The organism is Citrobacter sp. MGH110, assembly GCF_001037515.1.
Lineage (GTDB): Bacteria > Pseudomonadota > Gammaproteobacteria > Enterobacterales > Enterobacteriaceae > Citrobacter > Citrobacter portucalensis.
The window spans coordinates 1,530,124-1,548,788 of sequence record NZ_KQ089830.1 but is presented as its reverse complement, the minus strand read 5'-3'; the positions used below and the strand labels follow the sequence as shown (position 1 = coordinate 1,548,788).

20 protein-coding genes and 1 other annotated feature are annotated in these 18,665 nt (G+C 53.1%); of the genes, 12 read left to right on the top strand and 8 right to left on the bottom strand.

Annotated elements, in window-relative coordinates; genetic code table 11:
* The first annotated feature begins 88 nt into the window (after positions 1 to 88).
* The 12 genes from rpmI to selO all read left to right on the top strand — a co-directional run bounded on the left by rpmI (position 89) and on the right by selO (position 10,299).
* Positions 89 to 286, top strand: a complete 198-nt coding sequence (gene rpmI, locus SK38_RS07335) for a 50S ribosomal protein L35 (protein WP_003030583.1) — start codon at positions 89 to 91, stop codon at positions 284 to 286.
* A 55-nt stretch (positions 287 to 341) separates the two neighbouring features.
* Positions 342 to 698, top strand: a complete 357-nt coding sequence (gene rplT / locus SK38_RS07330; RefSeq protein WP_003030578.1) for a 50S ribosomal protein L20 — start codon at positions 342 to 344, stop codon at positions 696 to 698.
* A 120-nt stretch (positions 699 to 818) separates the two neighbouring features.
* Positions 819 to 943 (top strand) — a sequence feature (Phe leader region).
* Positions 824 to 868: a pheST operon leader peptide PheM gene (gene pheM, locus SK38_RS24930; RefSeq protein WP_001386830.1), complete on the top strand. Its 45-nt coding sequence runs from the start codon at positions 824 to 826 to the stop codon at positions 866 to 868. It overlaps the preceding feature by 45 nt.
* A 124-nt stretch (positions 944 to 1,067) precedes the next feature.
* The gene (gene pheS / locus SK38_RS07325; RefSeq protein ID WP_048235507.1) at positions 1,068 to 2,051 is read left to right on the top strand and encodes a phenylalanine--tRNA ligase subunit alpha; all 984 of its coding nucleotides are present in this window, start codon (positions 1,068 to 1,070) and stop codon (positions 2,049 to 2,051) included.
* Between the two features lie 15 nt (positions 2,052 to 2,066).
* A complete protein-coding gene (gene pheT, locus SK38_RS07320) occupies positions 2,067 to 4,454 on the top strand; it encodes a phenylalanine--tRNA ligase subunit beta (RefSeq protein ID WP_048235506.1) in 2,388 nt (795 codons plus the stop codon).
* Positions 4,455 to 4,458: 4 nt separating this feature from the next.
* On the top strand, positions 4,459 to 4,758 hold the full coding sequence (ihfA, locus tag SK38_RS07315; protein ID WP_003030571.1) for an integration host factor subunit alpha: 300 nt from the start codon (positions 4,459 to 4,461) through the stop codon (positions 4,756 to 4,758).
* A gap of 121 nt (positions 4,759 to 4,879) precedes the next feature.
* Positions 4,880 to 5,860, top strand: coding sequence for a vitamin B12 ABC transporter permease BtuC (gene btuC / locus SK38_RS07310; RefSeq protein WP_003832584.1), 981 nt, complete (start codon positions 4,880 to 4,882; stop codon positions 5,858 to 5,860).
* Positions 5,861 to 5,920: 60 nt separating this feature from the next.
* Positions 5,921 to 6,472 carry a glutathione peroxidase gene (locus SK38_RS07305; protein ID WP_003832585.1) on the top strand — a complete coding sequence of 184 codons (552 nt, stop codon included), beginning with the start codon at positions 5,921 to 5,923 and terminating at the stop codon, positions 6,470 to 6,472.
* The gene (gene btuD, locus SK38_RS07300) at positions 6,472 to 7,221 is read left to right on the top strand and encodes a vitamin B12 ABC transporter ATP-binding protein BtuD (RefSeq protein ID WP_008784579.1); all 750 of its coding nucleotides are present in this window, start codon (positions 6,472 to 6,474) and stop codon (positions 7,219 to 7,221) included. Before SK38_RS07305 ends, btuD begins: the two co-directional genes overlap by 1 nt.
* Before the next feature lie 77 nt (positions 7,222 to 7,298).
* Positions 7,299 to 7,763, top strand: coding sequence for an NlpC/P60 family protein (locus tag SK38_RS07295; RefSeq protein ID WP_003832591.1), 465 nt, complete (start codon positions 7,299 to 7,301; stop codon positions 7,761 to 7,763).
* 318 nt (positions 7,764 to 8,081) lie between these two features.
* On the top strand, positions 8,082 to 8,795 hold the full coding sequence (locus SK38_RS07290; RefSeq protein WP_048235505.1) for an EAL domain-containing protein: 714 nt from the start codon (positions 8,082 to 8,084) through the stop codon (positions 8,793 to 8,795).
* A gap of 61 nt (positions 8,796 to 8,856) precedes the next feature.
* Positions 8,857 to 10,299, top strand: a complete 1,443-nt coding sequence (selO, locus tag SK38_RS07285) for a protein adenylyltransferase SelO (protein WP_048235504.1) — start codon at positions 8,857 to 8,859, stop codon at positions 10,297 to 10,299.
* Here the strand turns inward: selO and SK38_RS07280 are convergent.
* The 8 genes from SK38_RS07280 to ppsR all read right to left on the bottom strand — a co-directional run bounded on the left by SK38_RS07280 (position 10,296) and on the right by ppsR (position 18,379).
* Positions 10,296 to 11,075, bottom strand: a complete 780-nt coding sequence (locus tag SK38_RS07280; RefSeq protein WP_048235503.1) for a heme ABC transporter ATP-binding protein — start codon at positions 11,073 to 11,075, stop codon at positions 10,296 to 10,298. The two genes, selO and SK38_RS07280, sit on opposite strands and share 4 nt — an antisense overlap.
* Positions 11,068 to 12,060 (bottom strand): FecCD family ABC transporter permease, encoded by a 993-nt coding sequence (locus SK38_RS07275; protein ID WP_003832595.1) that lies wholly within the window; start codon positions 12,058 to 12,060, stop codon positions 11,068 to 11,070. The genes SK38_RS07280 and SK38_RS07275 overlap by 8 nt, the downstream gene beginning before the upstream one ends.
* Complete coding sequence (locus tag SK38_RS07270; RefSeq protein ID WP_048235502.1) at positions 12,060 to 12,881, bottom strand: heme/hemin ABC transporter substrate-binding protein; 822 nt, start codon at positions 12,879 to 12,881, stop codon at positions 12,060 to 12,062. The genes SK38_RS07275 and SK38_RS07270 overlap by 1 nt, the downstream gene beginning before the upstream one ends.
* Positions 12,878 to 13,909 (bottom strand): hematinate-forming heme oxygenase ChuS, encoded by a 1,032-nt coding sequence (gene chuS / locus SK38_RS07265; RefSeq protein WP_048226740.1) that lies wholly within the window; start codon positions 13,907 to 13,909, stop codon positions 12,878 to 12,880. Before chuS ends, SK38_RS07270 begins: the two co-directional genes overlap by 4 nt.
* Positions 13,910 to 13,956: 47 nt before the next feature.
* Positions 13,957 to 15,939, bottom strand: a complete 1,983-nt coding sequence (locus SK38_RS07260; RefSeq protein WP_048235501.1) for a TonB-dependent hemoglobin/transferrin/lactoferrin family receptor — start codon at positions 15,937 to 15,939, stop codon at positions 13,957 to 13,959.
* A gap of 74 nt (positions 15,940 to 16,013) precedes the next feature.
* Positions 16,014 to 16,202: a hemin uptake protein HemP gene (hemP, locus tag SK38_RS07255; RefSeq protein ID WP_008784587.1), complete on the bottom strand. Its 189-nt coding sequence runs from the start codon at positions 16,200 to 16,202 to the stop codon at positions 16,014 to 16,016.
* A 170-nt stretch (positions 16,203 to 16,372) separates the two neighbouring features.
* Positions 16,373 to 17,419 carry a 3-deoxy-7-phosphoheptulonate synthase AroH gene (gene aroH / locus SK38_RS07250; protein WP_003030555.1) on the bottom strand — a complete coding sequence of 349 codons (1,047 nt, stop codon included), beginning with the start codon at positions 17,417 to 17,419 and terminating at the stop codon, positions 16,373 to 16,375.
* A 126-nt stretch (positions 17,420 to 17,545) separates the two neighbouring features.
* Complete coding sequence (gene ppsR / locus SK38_RS07245; protein ID WP_003832602.1) at positions 17,546 to 18,379, bottom strand: posphoenolpyruvate synthetase regulatory kinase/phosphorylase PpsR; 834 nt, start codon at positions 18,377 to 18,379, stop codon at positions 17,546 to 17,548.
* Positions 18,380 to 18,665 lie beyond the last annotated feature (286 nt).

Here is an 18,665-nt window from a genome sequence, read left to right as displayed (position 1 = left end):
AGTAGCAATGTCTGTGGAGCCTACGGGTTCCACAGCCGTTGTTCGCCTACGTTTCGTTTATTAACAATGCGAAGTGGAAGTTATTAAAATGCCAAAAATTAAGACCGTACGCGGTGCTGCTAAGCGTTTCAAAAAAACCGGTGGTGGTGGATTTAAGCGTAAGCACGCAAACCTGCGTCATATTCTGACCAAAAAATCTACTAAGCGTAAACGTCACCTGCGTCCAAAAGGCCTCGTGTCTAAAGGCGATCTGGGTCTGGTTATCGCGTGCCTGCCGTACGCATAAGCCGTTAACGTTTAATTCATTTTTTTACTAAGAATATAGATACAGGAGAGCACATATGGCTCGCGTAAAACGTGGTGTAGTTGCCCGTGCACGTCACAAGAAAATTTTGAAACAAGCTAAAGGCTACTACGGTGCGCGTTCTCGCGTATACCGCGTTGCCTTCCAGGCAGTTATCAAAGCTGGTCAGTACGCTTATCGTGACCGTCGTCAGAAAAAGCGTCAGTTCCGTCAACTGTGGATTGCGCGTATCAACGCAGCAGCACGTCAGAACGGTATTTCTTACAGCAAATTCATCAATGGCCTGAAAAAAGCCTCTGTTGAAATCGACCGTAAGATCCTGGCTGACATCGCAGTATTCGACAAAGTAGCGTTCACCGCTCTGGTCGAAAAAGCGAAAGCAGCTCTGGCATAAGCCGGTGAAAAGAGGGAGCCTGGCTCCCTCTCTTTTATTTGTAGTGCAATCAATTAGTTGACAATTTATCCGTAAGCCTTTTCAATAAAGGTTGTCCGGTTTTTACCACACAAGGTAACGCAAGCATGAATGCTGCTATTTTCCGCTTCTTCTTTTACTTTAGCACCTGAACTCAGGAGGCTTGCGCGTGAAAGAAGAAACGGAAAACAGCGCCTAAAAGCCTCCCTGGTGGAGGCTTTTTTTATACGCGTCATCCTTCAAGTTGTCTCTGTATTGGCTGCATTCGCTCTTTGGCCGCGTTGATACAACTTGAATGATTTTGCGTATATACGAGCGACTAGTGAATATCGCAACATAACGAGGAAAACCATGTCACATCTCGCAGAGCTGGTTGCCAGTGCAACGGCCGCCATTAACCAGGCTTCAGATGTTGCCGCGTTAGACAATGTCCGCGTCGAATATTTGGGCAAGAAAGGGCACTTGACCCTTCAGATGACAACCCTGCGCGAACTGCCGCCAGAAGAGCGCCCGGCAGCAGGTGCGGTGATTAACGAAGCCAAAGAGCAGGTACAGCAAGCGCTGAACGCGCGTAAGGCCGAATTAGAAAGCGCTGCGCTGAATGCTCGTCTGGCTGAAGAAACGATCGATATTTCCCTTCCTGGGCGTCGTATCGAAAACGGCGGTCTGCACCCGGTGACGCGTACAATCGACAGGATTGAAAGTTTCTTCGGTGAGCTGGGCTTTACCGTGGCGACTGGTCCGGAAATCGAAGATGACTATCATAACTTCGATGCGCTCAACATTCCTGGCCATCACCCGGCGCGTGCTGACCACGACACTTTCTGGTTTGACGCGACGCGTCTGCTGCGCACACAGACTTCCGGCGTGCAGATCCGCACCATGAAAGAAAAACAGCCGCCGATCCGTATTATCGCCCCAGGCCGTGTATATCGTAACGATTACGATCAGACACACACACCAATGTTCCACCAGATGGAAGGGCTGATTGTTGATACCAACATCAACTTCACCAACCTGAAAGGCACGCTGCACGATTTCCTGCGCAACTTCTTTGAAGAAGACCTGCAGGTTCGTTTTCGTCCTTCCTACTTCCCGTTCACTGAACCATCAGCGGAAGTTGACGTGATGGGCAAAAACGGCAAATGGCTGGAAGTGCTGGGCTGCGGGATGGTTCACCCGAACGTGTTGCGTAACGTTGGAATCGATCCGGAAATCTATTCCGGCTTTGCATTCGGTATGGGTATGGAGCGTCTTACTATGCTGCGTTACGGCGTTGCCGATCTGCGTTCTTTCTTCGAAAACGATCTGCGTTTCCTCAAACAGTTTAAATAAAGGCAGGATAAAACAATGAAATTCAGTGAACTGTGGTTACGCGAATGGGTAAATCCGGCGATTGATAGCGATGCGCTGTCAAACCAAATCACGATGGCGGGTCTTGAAGTTGACGGTGTGGAACCTGTTTCCGGCGCGTTCAATGGCGTTGTGGTAGGTGAAGTGGTTGAATGTGGCCAGCACCCGAACGCTGACAAACTGCGCGTCACCAAAGTGAATGTAGGCGGCGACCGCCTGCTGGATATCGTCTGCGGTGCGCCAAACTGCCGTCAGGGGTTGAAAGTGGCTGTGGCAACCGTTGGTGCCGTTCTGCCGGGCGATTTCAAAATTAAAGCCGCGAAACTGCGCGGTGAACCATCTGAAGGCATGCTGTGCTCGTTCTCCGAGCTGGGTATTTCCGACGATCATAACGGGATTATCGAACTGCCTGCCGATGCGCCAATTGGCACCGATATCCGTGAATACCTGAAGCTTGACGACAACACCATCGAAATCAGCGTCACGCCGAACCGCGCCGACTGCTTAGGCATCATCGGTGTGGCGCGTGATGTTGCTGTACTGAACAAAGCCCCGCTGGTTGAGCCGGAAATCGCGCCAGTAGCCGCGACCATTAGCGACGTCCTGCCGATTCAGGTCGAAGCCGTGGAAGCCTGCCCACGCTATCTGGGCCGCGTGGTGAAAGGCATCAATGTTAAAGCGCCGACCCCGCTGTGGATGAAAGAAAAACTGCGCCGTTGCGGTATTCGTTCTATCGATGCCGTGGTTGACGTGACTAACTATGTGCTGCTCGAACTGGGCCAGCCGATGCACGCATTCGACAAAGACCGCATTGAAGGCGGAATTGTTGTCCGTATGGCAAAAGAGGGTGAGACCCTGGTATTGCTGGACGGCAGCGAAGCGAAGCTGAATGCAGATACGCTGGTGATTGCGGACCACAACAAAGCGCTGGCGATGGGCGGCATCTTTGGTGGCGAACATTCCGGTGTGAACGATGAAACACAAAACGTCCTGCTGGAATGTGCATTCTTCAGCCCGCTGTCTATTACCGGTCGCGCGCGTCGTCACGGTCTGCACACCGATGCATCTCACCGCTATGAACGTGGTGTCGATCCTGCGCTGCAACATAAGGCCATGGAACGTGCAACGCGCCTGCTGATTGATATCTGCGGCGGTGAAGCGGGCCCAGTCATTGATGTGACGAACGAAGCCACGCTGCCAAAACGCGCAACCATTACGCTTCGTCGTAGCAAACTGGATCGTCTGATCGGACACCATATTGCCGATGAGCAGGTGAGCGACATTTTGCGTCGTCTGGGTTGTGACGTGACGGAAGAGCAGGATGAGTGGAAAGCGGTCGCGCCGAGCTGGCGTTTCGATATGGAAATCGAAGAAGACCTGGTCGAAGAAGTCGCCCGCGTATACGGGTATGACAATATCCCGAACACGCCGATTCAGGCGGGTCTTATCATGGGTACGCATCGTGAAGCGGGTTTGTCGCTGAAACGTGTAAAAACCATGCTGAATGACAAAGGCTACCAGGAAGTCATTACCTATAGCTTCGTCGACCCGAAAGTCCAGTCACTGCTGCACCCGGGTGAAGAAGCGTTGCTGCTGCCAAGCCCAATCTCTATTGATATGTCGGCAATGCGTTTGTCCCTGTGGACTGGCTTGCTGTCTACGGTAGTGTATAACCAGAATCGTCAGCAGAACCGCGTACGTATTTTCGAAACGGGTTTACGTTTCGTGCCAGATACGCAGGCCAACCTCGGGATCCGTCAGGATCTGATGCTGGCTGGCGTGATCTGCGGTAACCGTCATGATGAACACTGGAATCTGGCAAAAGAGACCGTTGATTTCTATGATCTGAAAGGCGATCTGGAAGCGGTTCTCGACCTGACAGGCAAACTGGCAGACATTCAGTTCAAAGCTGAAGCGAATCCAGCACTGCATCCGGGTCAGTCTGCGGCGATTTATCTGAAAGGTGAACGTATTGGTTTCATTGGGGTTGTTCATCCTGAACTGGAACGTAAACTGGATCTGAACGGTCGCACTCTGGTGTTTGAACTGGAGTGGAATAAGCTCGCAGACCGCGTGGTGCCTCAGGCGCGTGAAGTTTCTCGCTTCCCAGCGAACCGTCGCGATATCGCAGTCGTTGTGGCAGAAAACGTTCCCGCTGCGGATATTTTATCCGAGTGTAAGAAAGTTGGCGTAAATCAGGTAGTTGGCGTAAACTTATTTGACGTGTACCGCGGTAAGGGTGTTGCGGAGGGCTATAAGAGCCTCGCTATCAGCCTGATCCTTCAGGATACCAGCCGTACACTTGAAGAAGAGGAGATTGCCGCTACCGTCGCCAAATGTGTAGAGGCATTAAAAGAGCGATTCCAGGCATCATTGAGGGATTGAACCTATGGCGCTTACAAAAGCTGAAATGTCAGAATATCTGTTTGATAAGCTTGGGCTTAGCAAGCGGGATGCCAAAGAACTGGTCGAGCTGTTTTTCGAAGAGATCCGTCGTGCTCTGGAAAATGGTGAGCAGGTAAAACTCTCTGGTTTTGGTAACTTCGATCTGCGTGATAAGAATCAACGTCCGGGCCGTAACCCGAAAACGGGCGAAGATATTCCCATTACAGCACGGCGCGTGGTGACCTTCAGACCCGGACAGAAGTTAAAAAGCCGGGTTGAAAACGCAACGCCCAAAGAAGAGTGATTTAACGATACGCAGAGTATGACGCGTATAACTAAAAAGGCCGCTATGCGGCCTTTTTCCTTTTCACTACCGAATCAGCACCGTAGAATCACCTCCATCTCTTTTCAGCAGAATGGAAAACATGCTGACTTTCGCCCATCAACAGCAGCGTCGAAACGTACGCTGGATACTGTCACTGTCAGTACTTATGCTACTGGCAACGATTCTAAGCTTGTGCGCAGGAGAACAATGGATCGCTCCCGGCGACTGGTTCAGCGCCCGCGGCGATCTGTTCGTCTGGCAAATTCGACTTCCCCGTACCCTTGCCGTTTTGCTGGTAGGCGCTGCATTGGCCTTATCTGGCGCAGTAATGCAAGCTCTGTTTGAAAACCCGCTCGCAGAGCCTGGATTACTGGGCGTATCTAACGGCGCGGGAGTCGGGCTTATCGCGGCGGTGTTGCTGGGGCAGGGGCAACTCCCTGGCTGGGCGTTGGGCCTTTGCGCCATTGCCGGAGCGCTGATTATCACGCTTATTCTGCTACGTTTCGCCCGTCGACATCTGTCTACCAGCCGCCTGCTGCTGGCGGGGGTGGCGCTGGGGATTATCTGTAGCGCGCTGATGACATGGGCTATCTACTTCTCTACCTCGTTTGATTTACGTCAGCTGATGTACTGGATGATGGGGGGCTTCGGTGGCGTAGACTGGCATCAGGCCTGGCTCATGGTGGCGTTGATTCCGGTGCTGGTGTGGATCTGCTGTCAGTCGCAGCCGATGAATATGCTGGCGTTAGGAGAAACTTCTGCGCGTCAGCTAGGACTGCCATTATGGTTCTGGCGCAACCTGCTGGTGGTTGCCACAGGCTGGATGGTTGGCGTGAGCGTGGCTCTGGCAGGGGCGATTGGTTTTATTGGGCTTGTGATCCCGCATATTTTGCGACTGTGCGGCCTCACCGATCACCGTGTTTTACTGCCAGGTTGTGCGTTGGCTGGCGCAATCGCATTATTGTTTGCTGATGTTGTCGCGCGTTTGGTGCTGGCCTCGGCTGAGTTACCTATCGGCGTGGTAACGGCCACCATGGGTGCACCGGTATTTATCTGGCTATTGTTAAAAGCCGCGCGCTAGAACGCGTTGGTTCGGTCTATGATTAAAAACTGAAAATCCACCTGTTGTTCTGGAGATGCTATGCAAAACACTATCCTCGATACAGAAGTGACGACCATCGACGGCGAGGTTACCTCACTGCAGCCGTATTCCGGGAATGTGCTGTTAATCGTCAACGTTGCTTCAAAATGTGGACTGACGCCGCAGTACGAGCAACTGGAAAATCTGCAGAAAGCCTGGCACCAACAGGGCTTCAGCGTTCTTGGTTTCCCTTGCAATCAGTTTCTGGGCCAGGAGCCGGGCAGCGAAGAGGAAATAAAAACGTACTGCAGCACCACATGGGGCGTAACTTTCCCGATGTTCAGCAAAATTGACGTCAACGGCGAGGGACGCCATCCGCTGTATCAGAAGCTGATTGATGCCGCGCCAACGGCCGTTGCGCCTGCGGATAGTGGGTTCTACGAGCGAATGGCGAGCAAAGGTCGTGCGCCGCTCTACCCGGACGATATCCTGTGGAATTTCGAGAAGTTTTTAGTGGGTCGCGATGGAAAAGTGCTGCAACGATTCTCACCGGATATGACGCCTGAGGATCCCATCCTGGTGCAAACCATCAAGCAGGCGCTGGCAAACTAATGTCTCGATTGATGCAGCTACAGGACGTCGCGGAATCGACCCGTCTCGGCCCGCTTTCTGGTGAGATAAAAGCAGGAGAGATCTTGCATTTAGTGGGACCAAACGGTGCCGGAAAAAGTACGCTGTTGGCGCGTATGGCGGGTCTGACAAACGGAGAGGGCAGTATCACTTTTGGTGATATGCCGTTGGAGGAATGGCCGGCCGCCAGGCTGGCGCAATATCGCGCCTATCTTGCGCAACAGCAAAATCCGCCGTTTGCCATGCCGGTCTGGCATTTTCTGACGCTGCATCAACCCGACAAAGCACGCACCGATCTGTTACAGGAGATCGCCGATGCGCTCGGCCTGGGAGATAAACTGGGGCGCGGCGTGAACCAACTTTCCGGCGGTGAGTGGCAGCGTGTGCGCCTGGCTGCGGTTATCCTGCAGATTTGCCCACAAGCGAATCCATTAGGTCAGCTTTTACTGCTGGATGAGCCGATGAACAGTCTGGATGTCGCGCAACAAAACGCACTGGACCGCTTGTTGAGTCAGCTGTGTTTGCAGGGCATAGCGATTGTGATGAGTAGCCACGACCTTAATCACACCTTACGCCATGCGCATAAAGCCTGGCTACTCAAACGCGGGAAACTGCTTGCCAGTGGTTCACGAGATGCGGTACTGACGCCGGCCAATCTGTCTGCGGCCTATGGCGTCAACTTCCGACGTTTGGATATTGAAGGGCACAGAATGCTCATATCAACCACTTAAGTGAAATGGGTTCTTGAAAATCATATAATTTCCACGCTAAATTGGCATAAAAATAAAATTCAGAGGATTCGTACTGAATGCGCTTTTGGCTCCTTTTCATCACAGCATTGTTTTTGGCGGGCTGCAGCAGCCATCGTGCGCCTGCGCCAAATGCCCGCTTGTCGGATTCTATTGCCGTTATCGCCGGTCTTAATGATCAGCTACAAACCTGGCATGGCACACCCTATCGTTATGGCGGTATGAGTCGTAGTGGGGTGGATTGTTCTGGATTTGTTTTGATGACGATGCGCGATAAATTCGACCTGCAACTTCCGCGCGATACGCGTACGCAATCAAAGATTGGTACCGAAATTGATAAAGACGATTTGCTGCCCGGCGATCTGGTTTTCTTTAAAACCGGGTCTGGGGAAAGCGGTCTGCATGTTGGTATTTACGATACCAATAATCAATTTATTCATGCTTCAACCAGCCGTGGCGTGATGCGCTCGTCTCTGGATAACGTTTACTGGCGTAAAAACTTTTGGCAGGCGCGACGTATTTAATCCCCCGCAACTCCGAGGCTGCCATCGAGTGCGCAGCCTCAACATCACCATTTGAAAGTTAACTTTTATTTCTGCTTTTGGTTAGACAATACCCCTGAACATTAAGAGCGTATCTTGCTAAAAATATGATTTATTCCGAGATATTAAAAAGTGCAAAGCTGGATATTCGCTTATAATCAGGATAAGCTAAAAAAAAGGATTCGATTTACCGGCTAAAAAGGGAAAAATGAAAGGGCCTCTACTTGCATCAGCAGTAACGTATTTCTCCATCCTTTGCTACAGGATGCCGGATAACACCCATGCAGCGGGGCTGGCACGATGATTGTTTCACTGGATAATCTTTACCATTCTGAGTTCTCTTTTCTTCCTGCGAGAAGCGAAAAAGGCGATCTTGAATTCGTCGATATCATCACCAGTTTCGCCAGTGCGCATGGGGATGTGCGTATACCCACCGAGCTGGTCCTACCTCGGATGTCAGACGACGAACAATGTCGTTTATTTGTAGAAAAACTAGAATTAATCGAAACGTGCCAACATTTTTTTATTCAGCGAAAAGTATCCGCCTGGATTAATTTAACGCCAGCAGTTGCTAATACTTTATTATCAGATACTGAATTTGCTTCACAAGTTGAACGATTTTCATTTCTGGAGCTGACTATTAATGAAAGCTATCCGGAGTTAAACAAAGGTAAAGATAATCCAATATTGGCCGCACTTGCTGCGCGATTTCCATTAGTCCTGACAAACTATGGTTCTGGCGGTATATCAACCCGGGCAATTTTTGACGGCCTGTTCAAACGCGTCGTGCTGGATAAAAACTTTGTTCAACAAAGGATTGCACATATTTCGTTTGAACCGTTTATGCGGGCTATTCTGGCGCAACTATCGCCCAGCTGTGAGTCAATAATCATTAGCGGAATTGATACACAAGAGATGCTGGAGCGCGTCTTGCCTGTGGGATTTAGTGCCATGCAGGGAGGATTGTGGCCTGCGGTGCCTCCTGCGCAGATAATTTCGCTCGCTAAGATATAACCCTTTTATTTGCTGGTGTTTAACAGCCTATTAACAGTCTACACTAGAGGCAGGAGGCCCTATGACCCTGTCTTTTACCACTCGCTGGCGTGATGAACTACCAGCAACCTATACCGCGCTTTCACCCACCCCTCTGAAAAACGCGCGCCTTATCTGGCATAACGATGCGCTGGCGGAGCAATTAGCAATTCCTGCGGCGCTATTTGATATTCCGACTGGTGCAGGCGTTTGGGGCGGCGAATCGTTGCTTCCCGGGATGTCGCCTTTAGCCCAGGTTTATAGTGGGCATCAGTTCGGCGTCTGGGCTGGTCAGCTTGGCGACGGACGAGGGATCCTGCTGGGCGAACAACAGCTCGCGGATGGTTCAACGTTTGACTGGCACCTGAAAGGCGCCGGACTCACACCGTATTCCCGCATGGGTGATGGGCGTGCCGTGCTGCGCTCGACCATTCGTGAAAGCCTGGCCAGTGAAGCGATGTACTACCTGGGAATACCGACCACGCGGGCATTGTCGATTGTCACCAGTGACACGCCGGTTTATCGCGAAACGGTCGAAGCAGGGGCGATGCTCATTCGCGTGGCGCAAAGCCATATGCGGTTTGGCCATTTTGAGCATTTTTACTATCGCCGAGAGCCGGAAAAAGTGCGCGAGTTGGCTGACTTTGCGATTCGCCATTACTGGCCGCAATGGCAGGAAGAAGCCGATAAGTATCAGCTGTGGTTTAACGATGTTGTCACGCGTACTGCGACGTTAATCGCTGACTGGCAGGCGGTAGGATTTGCACATGGTGTTATGAACACGGACAACATGTCGATTCTGGGTCTGACGATGGATTACGGTCCATTCGGTTTTCTTGATGATTACGTGCCTGATTATATCTGCAACCACTCTGACAACCAGGGGCGATACAGTTTCGATAACCAACCGGCTGCCGCGTTGTGGAACCTGCAACGTCTGGCGCAAACCCTGTCGCCGTTTATCCCGGTCGAGGCGCTAAATGATGCGCTGGACAGTTACCAGCTGGCGCTGTTAACTCGCTATGGTCAGCGGATGCGGCAAAAGCTCGGCTTCTTTAGCGAGCAGAAAGACGATAACGAACTGCTTAGCGAACTGTTTAGCCTGATGGCGCGAGAAAGAAGCGACTATACGCGAACGTTTCGCATGCTCAGCGAAACGGAGCAGCACAGTGCGCAATCTCCGTTGCGCGATGAGTTTATCGACCGCGCAACATTTGACGACTGGTTCACGCGGTATCGCTCGCGCCTTCAGCAAGACAATATTGCCGATGCAGTCAGACAAACACAGATGAAGGCGGCAAATCCGGCGATGGTATTACGTAACTGGCTGGCGCAACGGGCGATTAGCCAGGCAGAGCAGGGGGATTATGCCGAACTGCACCGGTTGCACCAGGCGTTGCGTACCCCGTTTGCCGATCGTGATGATGACTATGCCAGCCGTCCACCTGACTGGGGCAAACGGCTGGAAGTGAGTTGTTCAAGCTAAGGGGCCAGAAATACCTGTGGGGAGGCGTTGGCCGGATGCTGGCCAACGTGTACCTGAGCACCGTACCAGCGCTTCAGATCATCGGCCTGTAACACAGTTTCCGGTGTTCCCTGCGACACCAGCCTGCCGTTGTGCAGCAGCACTATTCTGTCTGCCCACAGTGCGGCGAGGTTCAGATCGTGAAGCACAATGCACACATGCAGCTCACCCGAAGCGGTTAGCGTTTTTAGCATGCGCAACAGATGCTGCTGGTGGTAAAGATCCAGCGCGGAGGTCGGTTCATCAAGGAATAACCAACCGCGAGGCGCACCGTCGCACCAGAGTTGCGCCAGCGCACGGGCTAACTGCACTCGCTGTTGCTCGCCGCCGGAAAGCGCGGCGTATTGCCGGCCTGCCAGAGGCGTACATCCGGTCATCTCCATTACCTGTGCAATAAGCCCAGGTTCCGGTCGTTGGGTCCAGGGCGCGCGACCCATTGAGATGACGGCCTCTACCGGCCAGTCAAACCCCAACTGTGTTTGCTGACGCATCACCGCCCGGTGTCGTGACAGCGTCTGGGTAGGCCACTCCTCCAGCGGTTTGCCCGCCAGCACGCAGCGCCCGGTAGCCGGTTTCAGAAAACCGGTCAGCAAGCGTAGCAGAGTGGATTTCCCCGCACCGTTTGGGCCGATGAGCGCCACCAGTTCACCTTTTGTAAGGGCGAGTGATACATTGTCAATTACCGCTCTGCCAGCTACGTGATAGTGAAGCCCTTCAGCGATGAAATGTTCAGCCATGCGGTCCTCGCTGACGAAAAATAAGCCATAAAAACCACGGTGCGCCGAGAAGACTGGTCAACAGACCGACCGGCATCTCCGCAGGCGCAACCGCCGTACGGGCTAGTGTGTCGGCAATCAGCAATAAAAATGCGCCCGCCAGCACGGAACCCGGAATAACGGCCCGATGGTCTGAGCCGAGCCACATACGTATTAAATGTGGGATGACCAACCCGATAAAGCCAATCACGCCGCTTACCGCCACGGCTGAGGCAACCAGTAGTGCGCTACAAAGCAGCAAAATACGCTGGATTGTACGCACATCAACGCCGAGATAATGCGCCTCTTCCTCACCCAGTTGCAGAAGATTCAGCGCCGGAGCAAGTCGCCAGATGATCAGCACTGTCGGGATTGTCAGTGAAGTGACAGCCAACAGTGTGGACCACTGCGCGGCCCCCAGACTTCCCATTCCCCATAGCGACAGCTGGCGCAGTTGCGCATCATTACTGACCCACGACAAAACGCCAACCGCCGCCCCACAGAGCGCGTTAATGGCAATGCCGACCAGCAGCAGGCGTGAGAGTGAACCGTCGCGCTGTTGGCTAAGGATAAAAATCACTACGGTTGCCGCCAGCGCGCCGAAAAAAGCGGCCAGCATTGGAGCATACAACATCAGCAGCGCGGGCAAGGAGACAGGCAGCACCACCCACAGGGCCACAGCGCAGGCGGCGCCGCTGCTTATTCCCAGTAATCCAGGGTCTGCAAGTGGATTGCGAAACAGCCCCTGCATCACGCAGCCCGCGAGCGCCAGAGAGCCGCCAATCACCAGCGCCAGCAGGACGCGGGGCAGACGAATCGTGAGCCAGATTTGACGCAGTGCCTCATCGCCATCACGCCAGAGCAGACTTACCGGCAGGCGCAACGCGCCAAAACCGGTAGCCAGAACCGTCATTACAACCAGCATCAATGCCAACATCCACAATGAACAGGTGATCCGCCGGGACATCAGGGCAATTGCTCCGCTTTAGCACGAAGCTGCAAAATAGCCTGTGGCGTGCGAACGCTGAAGCCCAACAGCGCCATATCGTCAACCTGCAATACCTGTTTATTCCTTCCGGCAGGTGTTTGCGCAAGTCCCGGTAGCGCCCACAGATTTGCCTCGCCACCCATCGCCTTAACACCTTCTTGTGAAATCACTACCAGATCGGGCTGGCTGGCAATGACGCCTTCTTGTGACAGCGGCTGATAGCGATTAACGCCCTGCATCGCGTTGCGTAGACCTGCGGCACGAATCGCCGCATCGGCTCCGGTTTGCTGGCCCGCCGCCATCGCGGTCATCCCGCCATGATTGAGAATAAACAGCACACGTTTATTAAGTTCAGATGACGGGAGCGTCGCCAGTTCCTGACGTAACGTTGCGCGCAGCGTTTCGCCGTCGGCCTCCCGATGAGTAGCCTCGGCGATAACCCGAACTTTTTCATCAATCGCGTTAAGATCGTTGCTTGCTGGGATCGTGACAACCCTGACGTTGCTCTGCTCGAGCTGTTTTAACACCAGAGAAGGCTGCGCCTGCGCGCTGGCAAGGACCAGCGTAGGGCGTGTGGCAAGGATCCCTTCGGCGTTGAGCTGGCGCAAATAACCAACATCAGGTAACGCGGTTGCCGCAGCAGGCCATTGGCTGGTGCTGTCTCTCGCCACAAGGGAGGGTTGTGCTCCCAGTGCGTATACGATCTCGGTGACATCGCCACCGAGGGCAACAACTCGTTCCTCGGGCGCAGCCAGTGCGGCGAAGGGCAGCAGCACGATCAGGGCCAGCAGTTTTTTCATGCAGCCAGTCCTTTCGGCGTTAGCGCGTCAATCTGTGTGCGCCATTGCGTCTGTTCCGGCTCGCCTTCCGTACGTTGACCATACAGTTGTGCGATTTGCGTACCGTCGGCAGCAAACAGTTCCAGACTGGTGACGTGACCATCGGCGGTCGGTTTGCGCGTCACCCACGTTTCAGCCACGCTCTCTTCCAGCAGATGTAGGGTAAAGGTTGGGTTGAAGATGTTTAGCCAGCCTTTCATCGGTACCAGTTTTTCAATCACGCCGGTAAAAATCTGTACACAGCCGCGATTACCCACAAAAACCATAATTTCGTTGCCATCCTGACGCGCGGTGTCGAGTAACTGCGCCAGTGCACTATTAGAAACCTTACAGGCCAGATCGTCGCCCACCAGATTAAACGCCTGTTGGCGGGTGAGTTCATGGCGTTTCAGCAGACCGAAGAACTGGTGGACATCGGTCATCGCTCGCCACTCTTGATCAACGGTCTGCGCATCGACCGTGACGGCGGCAGGCGCGGAATTGTTGGCGGGTTGCAGTGCCAGCGGCGGGTTTTCTGCAAAGATGAAACGGGTCAGCAACGCTGCCCATTCCTCAACGAGGGTATTTTGCGTGGTATAGACCTTCAGCAGCGCATCTCCCTGATGGTCGAAGAACTGAATGCTCTGACGCTCACCATGGGCGGTTGTTTCGCTGATATGAAAGGTGCTGGCCCACTGATTCAGGAACAGACGCAGATCGAGGGCGCGCGGATTGAGAACCAGTCCGGCATGACCGTTGAGGTGCTGATTGGTAAAAGCACCCACCTGCTCATGTACTGCGTATTCATTGCGGCAAATACATTTGGTTTCGCCAACTGCTTCCAGTGCGCTGAGAATTTCACGCACTTCGCCACGTAAGCGCCAGGCATCGTGACCGACGCGTGCAAAGGTCAGTTCGGCTTCGCTAATATTCATCAACCCCGCAATATCACGTGCGTATTTGCCAGGATTTTCTTTCTTCAGTTCCAGCCAGCGTGTGTAATGATTCATTGTCTCTTCCTTCCAGATTGCGGCCCCGGCGAACCGGGGAAAAGTGATTACCACTGATAACTCACGAAAATTTCGCCATTACGACCATCCTGCGGAATGCCTTGCGGCGACCAGTACTCTTTGTCGAAGGCGTTGCCCAGTACCAGCGTGGTGGTCATGCCTTTCAGCGCTTGTTGGCCCTGATAGCTGACGTAGAAATCGTTTACCGCATAGCCGGGCTGTTTAGCGTAGGTGCTGCTGATATGCGTTGAACGGTCAGCAAATGTCCCTATCCAGCCGACAGAGAAACCGCTGTGCGCAACTGGCACATTCAGTTTGCTGGTGACGGTGTCCGGGTTAATGCTGGAAATGTATTCGCCGGTGTCAGTATCTTTTCCGCGTGTGCGGTTATAGGCCATGTCGAGGCTGAACAGATCGGTGGAATATTTCGCCATCACATCCCAGCCCCAGATTTTGGCGTTGGGTACGTTATAGGACATGGTTGTCGCAGCGGCGAAATCGACGCTGGTGGAGATGTAATCTTTCGCTTTGGTGTCGAAATAGCTGGCTTTAAATTCGAGCGCGTCGCTCGCCATCAGCAGATCGTCAAAGCGCAGGCCAAATCCGTATTCCTGTGTTTCGTTGGTTTCCGGGCGCAGGTTAGGGTTTGGTACCCAGTAGTTGGTGTAAAAACGACCAATCGAGAAGTGTTTCGCATCGTTATACATCTCGCCCATAGTCGGGGCACGGAAAGCCTGAGCGTATGAACCGAACAGCATCAGCCAGTCAGTTGGCGCAACCGTTAATCCGGCGCGGGACGACCATTTATCGGCATCGACATCTTCATAACCGTCGCTGCTGCCGCGATAAGAGTCATAACGGGTACCGCCCAGCAGCGTAACCGGCAGGTCGCGCAGGGTGATTTCATCCTGGAGCCAGCCGGAGCTGAAATCGATCTTAGCCTCCGGGAAACCAGTTGTTGCTCCTCCCGGTTGTTGTTCCTGACGATAGTATTCACCGCCGTAGGTCAACAGGTGAGATGCAAAAGAGTCGGTAAACAGGCGGCTGCGGTTGTCGATCTTCCCGCCTTTGGTGGTTTGCTTGCGGAATTCGCCAGTGTTATCTGCGTTCTGAGCATTAATGCGCGCTTCGGACCAGTAGATACGGGCGTCAGCGTTCAGCCAGTCATTGTCCGCCGGAGCGAGCGAGTAGGTCAGTTGCGCATCACGCTGGATCGTTGAACGGTTGGTCATCGGATTGCTGGCATCTGCCGCGCTGGTCTGCGGGTTTTTAGGTTCCCGGGCGTCATTGTTGTAGTAACGCAGCGAACCGGCCAGCGTCTGGGCGCTGTCAATTTTCCAGCTACCTTTCGCCAGCATATTGTTAATTGCTTCGTCATTCGGCGCAGTAGTACCGTCACTCTGGCGTAAATCACCGCGATCGCGGCTGGACCAGGCAAGCAGTCCGTCCAGCGTATCGGTACGGCCATACGTGCTGGCGCCCATGCCGAGACTGTGATCGCCGGTCGCCGCGGTACCGAACACGCGATAACCGCTGTTTTGCCCGACTTCCAGTAGATCTTTGGCATCTGCAGTGTCATAGGCGATCACGCCGCCTAGCGCGCCGCTACCGTACAGTAGTGCGGAAGGGCCACGCACGACTTCGATGCGTTTGATAAGCGCCGGGTCGAGGAAGGTGCTGTTCAGGTGTCCGGTGTCGGTTCCCTGACGAACGCCGTCAACCAGTACCAGAACTCCGCGTCGATCATAGCCGCGCAGATTCACGTCCTGGCCGTTGGTACGGCCCGTACCGTCAAGGGTCAGGCCTGGAACCTTACGTAACAGGTCGGCAGCGGAGCTGGCGGTTTGGTTTTCTGGGGCGGTGGCGTCAATGACGCTAACCATCATTGGCGCTTCAAAGGCGCTACGGGCATTGCCGGTGGCGGTAACGGTCATATCCTCGACCGCCGCCCAGGCGACGGCGGGCAGGTTACTGATAATCGCCAGCGCCAACAGCGATGGGCGCAGGGAAGCGGTGTGCAGGTAAGGCATAGCAACTCTCCATTAGGAAATCGAAAAGCGCTGGCTGCCTGGGTATGACCTGGGTGGCTGGCGAAATGTGTTGTTTATTTAGTCAGAATGAGTTTTCCGGCTTGTGTCTGGCGCAGCAGGTAGTGCTGACCATCATGTTCTATGATCACGCGTCCTTCGTTACCAAGCAGGGTTTTACTGTCAATTCGTCGCTCGTTTGGCGCGACGAAAGGCGGTGTTTTGTCTTTTGCGGGCGTTGCCGTTATGTTATCCATACGTGACATAGTGTTTAAAAATAACAATCAATGTAACAATGATAATCATTATCATCAAACTACAAATTTGCGGCAAGCGTTTTTGTGAAATAATTGTGACGAGAACGTTTTTTGCGCAATAAGCAAGGGAAAAACAAGGGATTAGCGCCGGGCAAGCTGATATTGCCCGGCGAACAGCATTAAAAACGGCTATCAACCGCAGAGGCGAGTTTTTCAACCAACAGTTCAGTATCTTCCCAGTTCAGGCACGGGTCGGTAATGGACTGACCGTAAACCAGCGGCTGGCCGCTAACGATTTTTTGCGTACCTTCACGCAGGAAACTCTCCGCCATAATCCCGGCAATCGCCGTCGAACCATTGCGAATTTGCTGGCATACATCATCACAAACGTCCAACTGACGGCGATGCTGCTTCTGGCAATTACCGTGGCTAAAATCGACCACCAGATGCTCAGGCAGGGAAAATTCGTGCAGGGTATCGCAGGCGGCAGCAATATCTTCAGCATAATAATTCGGCTTTTTACCGCCACGCATGATGATATGCCCGTAAGGGTTACCGCTGGTCTGATAAATGGTCATCTGGCCGGTTTTATCCGGCGAGAGGAACATGTGACTGGCGCGGGAGGCGCGAATCGCATCGACGGCGATGCGCGTGTTGCCATCCGTTCCGTTCTTAAAGCCAACCGGGCAGGAGAGCGCGGAGGCCATTTCACGATGGATCTGACTTTCGGTGGTGCGCGCGCCAATAGCTCCCCAACTGATTAAATCAGCAATAAACTGGCCGGTCACCATGTCGAGGAATTCAGTCGCCGTGGGGACGCCCAGTTCGTTGACCTGCAACAGCAGTTTTCGCGCCAGTTCAATACCGTGGTTCACACGATAACTGCCATTCAAATCCGGGTCGGAAATCAGGCCTTTCCAGCCTACGACGGTGCGTGGTTTTTCAAAATAGGTACGCATCACGATTTCCAGACGCGCCTGGTGCTTAGTGCGCAGCGCCTGTAACCGTGTCGCGTATTCCATCGCGGCATCAAGATCGTGAATCGAGCAGGGACCTACGATCACCAGTAAACGGGGGTCTTCACCATTTAAAATTTTTTCTATCCGACGTCGGGAGTCCGTAACATGACGGGCGACGGAGGACGAAACAGGATGCCGTTGCGCAAGCTCTGCTGGAGTGACCAGGTTGTCAATACGCGCAGTACGGAGTTCATCGGTTCTGTTCATTACTTGTCTCAGAAATTTGTTGCTTCAACGGCAGGACTACCGGGAAGTGATGTACATCACAATATCACACTCATCCTGCCTGGTGGCGAGCATAATAACAAAAAATCGAACCAATGCACTAGCATTCTAGTACATGCGGCGATTCAGTCCCATGATATCGAGGATCTTGGTAGCAATCTCTTCTACCGAGTAATTGGTACTGTTCAGCCAGGGGATCTGGTTTTTCCGATAAAGCGCTTCCACCTCAGCAACTTCCATACGGCACTGACGCAGTGAGGCGTAACGGCTGTTCTCACGGCGTTCTTCGCGGATGGCCGCCAGGCGCTCAGGGTCGATAGTCAGACCGAACAGCTTATGCTGCAACGGCTTCAGGGAGGTGGGCAGCACCAGATTATCCATATCATCGGCAATAAAGGGGTAGTTGGCCGCGCGGATACCAAACTGCATGGCCAGATACAAACTGGTCGGGGTTTTGCCGCAACGGGAAACGCCGAGCAGGATCACCTGCGCCTGATCGAGGTTGCGCAACGAAATACCGTCGTCGTGGGCGAGGGTGTAGTCAATGGCAGCAATGCGCGCGTCGTACTTGTTGAGGTTACCAGGATTCAGACCGTGCGTGCGGTGGGCGATAGGCGTAGGGTCGAGTTTCATCTCGTGCTGCAGTGGGGCAACCAATGCCTGCACGATATCCTGACAAAACCCTTCGCTTTGCAGAATGATCGAGCGAATTTCCGGCAGGACGATGGAGTAAAACACTAAAGGGCGCACGCCAGTTTGTTGGTAGATAGCGTCAATCTGGTCTTTAACCGCGCGCGCACGACTCTCATTTTCCACAAACGGCAGCGTAATGCTGCTGATCGTGACCGGAAATTGCGACATCACCGCGTGACCCAATACCTCGGCGGTGATGGCCGTACCATCAGAAATATAAAATACGTGACGATCAACAGCATTATCCATTTTGCTCATCCTGGGGCAGATATAATTCTCTGAAAGCATAAATTAAAATTCGCCAGAAGCGAATATTGCGGCATCTATTTTATAAAATGAAACGGTATTTTTATATTTAATGAAAAGTGCATTTCATTTTTCGGAACAAATGTTTATACCGGTCATTTTTGTGGTGATCCCGTGTGGCTCGCGGGTTTGCGCAAATGCGGAAACAATCTGAAAAAATAAAAAATAAAGTTGCTTGAACGATTCACCGTTTTTTTCGCCGGAGTAAATATGCCAAGATAATTACGCA

Coding starts and splice junctions, on each gene's coding strand:
- rpmI (WP_003030583.1), top strand. CDS start 89: ATGCCAAAAATTAAGACCGTACGCGGTGCTGCTAAGCGTTTCAAAAAA.
- rplT (WP_003030578.1), top strand. CDS start 342: ATGGCTCGCGTAAAACGTGGTGTAGTTGCCCGTGCACGTCACAAGAAA.
- pheS (WP_048235507.1), top strand. CDS start 1,068: ATGTCACATCTCGCAGAGCTGGTTGCCAGTGCAACGGCCGCCATTAAC.
- pheT (WP_048235506.1), top strand. CDS start 2,067: ATGAAATTCAGTGAACTGTGGTTACGCGAATGGGTAAATCCGGCGATT.
- ihfA (WP_003030571.1), top strand. CDS start 4,459: ATGGCGCTTACAAAAGCTGAAATGTCAGAATATCTGTTTGATAAGCTT.
- btuC (WP_003832584.1), top strand. CDS start 4,880: ATGCTGACTTTCGCCCATCAACAGCAGCGTCGAAACGTACGCTGGATA.
- SK38_RS07305 (WP_003832585.1), top strand. CDS start 5,921: ATGCAAAACACTATCCTCGATACAGAAGTGACGACCATCGACGGCGAG.
- btuD (WP_008784579.1), top strand. CDS start 6,472: ATGTCTCGATTGATGCAGCTACAGGACGTCGCGGAATCGACCCGTCTC.
- SK38_RS07295 (WP_003832591.1), top strand. CDS start 7,299: ATGCGCTTTTGGCTCCTTTTCATCACAGCATTGTTTTTGGCGGGCTGC.
- SK38_RS07290 (WP_048235505.1), top strand. CDS start 8,082: ATGATTGTTTCACTGGATAATCTTTACCATTCTGAGTTCTCTTTTCTT.
- selO (WP_048235504.1), top strand. CDS start 8,857: ATGACCCTGTCTTTTACCACTCGCTGGCGTGATGAACTACCAGCAACC.
- SK38_RS07280 (WP_048235503.1), bottom strand. CDS start 11,075: ATGGCTGAACATTTCATCGCTGAAGGGCTTCACTATCACGTAGCTGGC.
- SK38_RS07275 (WP_003832595.1), bottom strand. CDS start 12,060: ATGTCCCGGCGGATCACCTGTTCATTGTGGATGTTGGCATTGATGCTG.
- SK38_RS07270 (WP_048235502.1), bottom strand. CDS start 12,881: ATGAAAAAACTGCTGGCCCTGATCGTGCTGCTGCCCTTCGCCGCACTG.
- chuS (WP_048226740.1), bottom strand. CDS start 13,909: ATGAATCATTACACACGCTGGCTGGAACTGAAGAAAGAAAATCCTGGC.
- SK38_RS07260 (WP_048235501.1), bottom strand. CDS start 15,939: ATGCCTTACCTGCACACCGCTTCCCTGCGCCCATCGCTGTTGGCGCTG.
- hemP (WP_008784587.1), bottom strand. CDS start 16,202: ATGTCACGTATGGATAACATAACGGCAACGCCCGCAAAAGACAAAACA.
- aroH (WP_003030555.1), bottom strand. CDS start 17,419: ATGAACAGAACCGATGAACTCCGTACTGCGCGTATTGACAACCTGGTC.
- ppsR (WP_003832602.1), bottom strand. CDS start 18,379: ATGGATAATGCTGTTGATCGTCACGTATTTTATATTTCTGATGGTACG.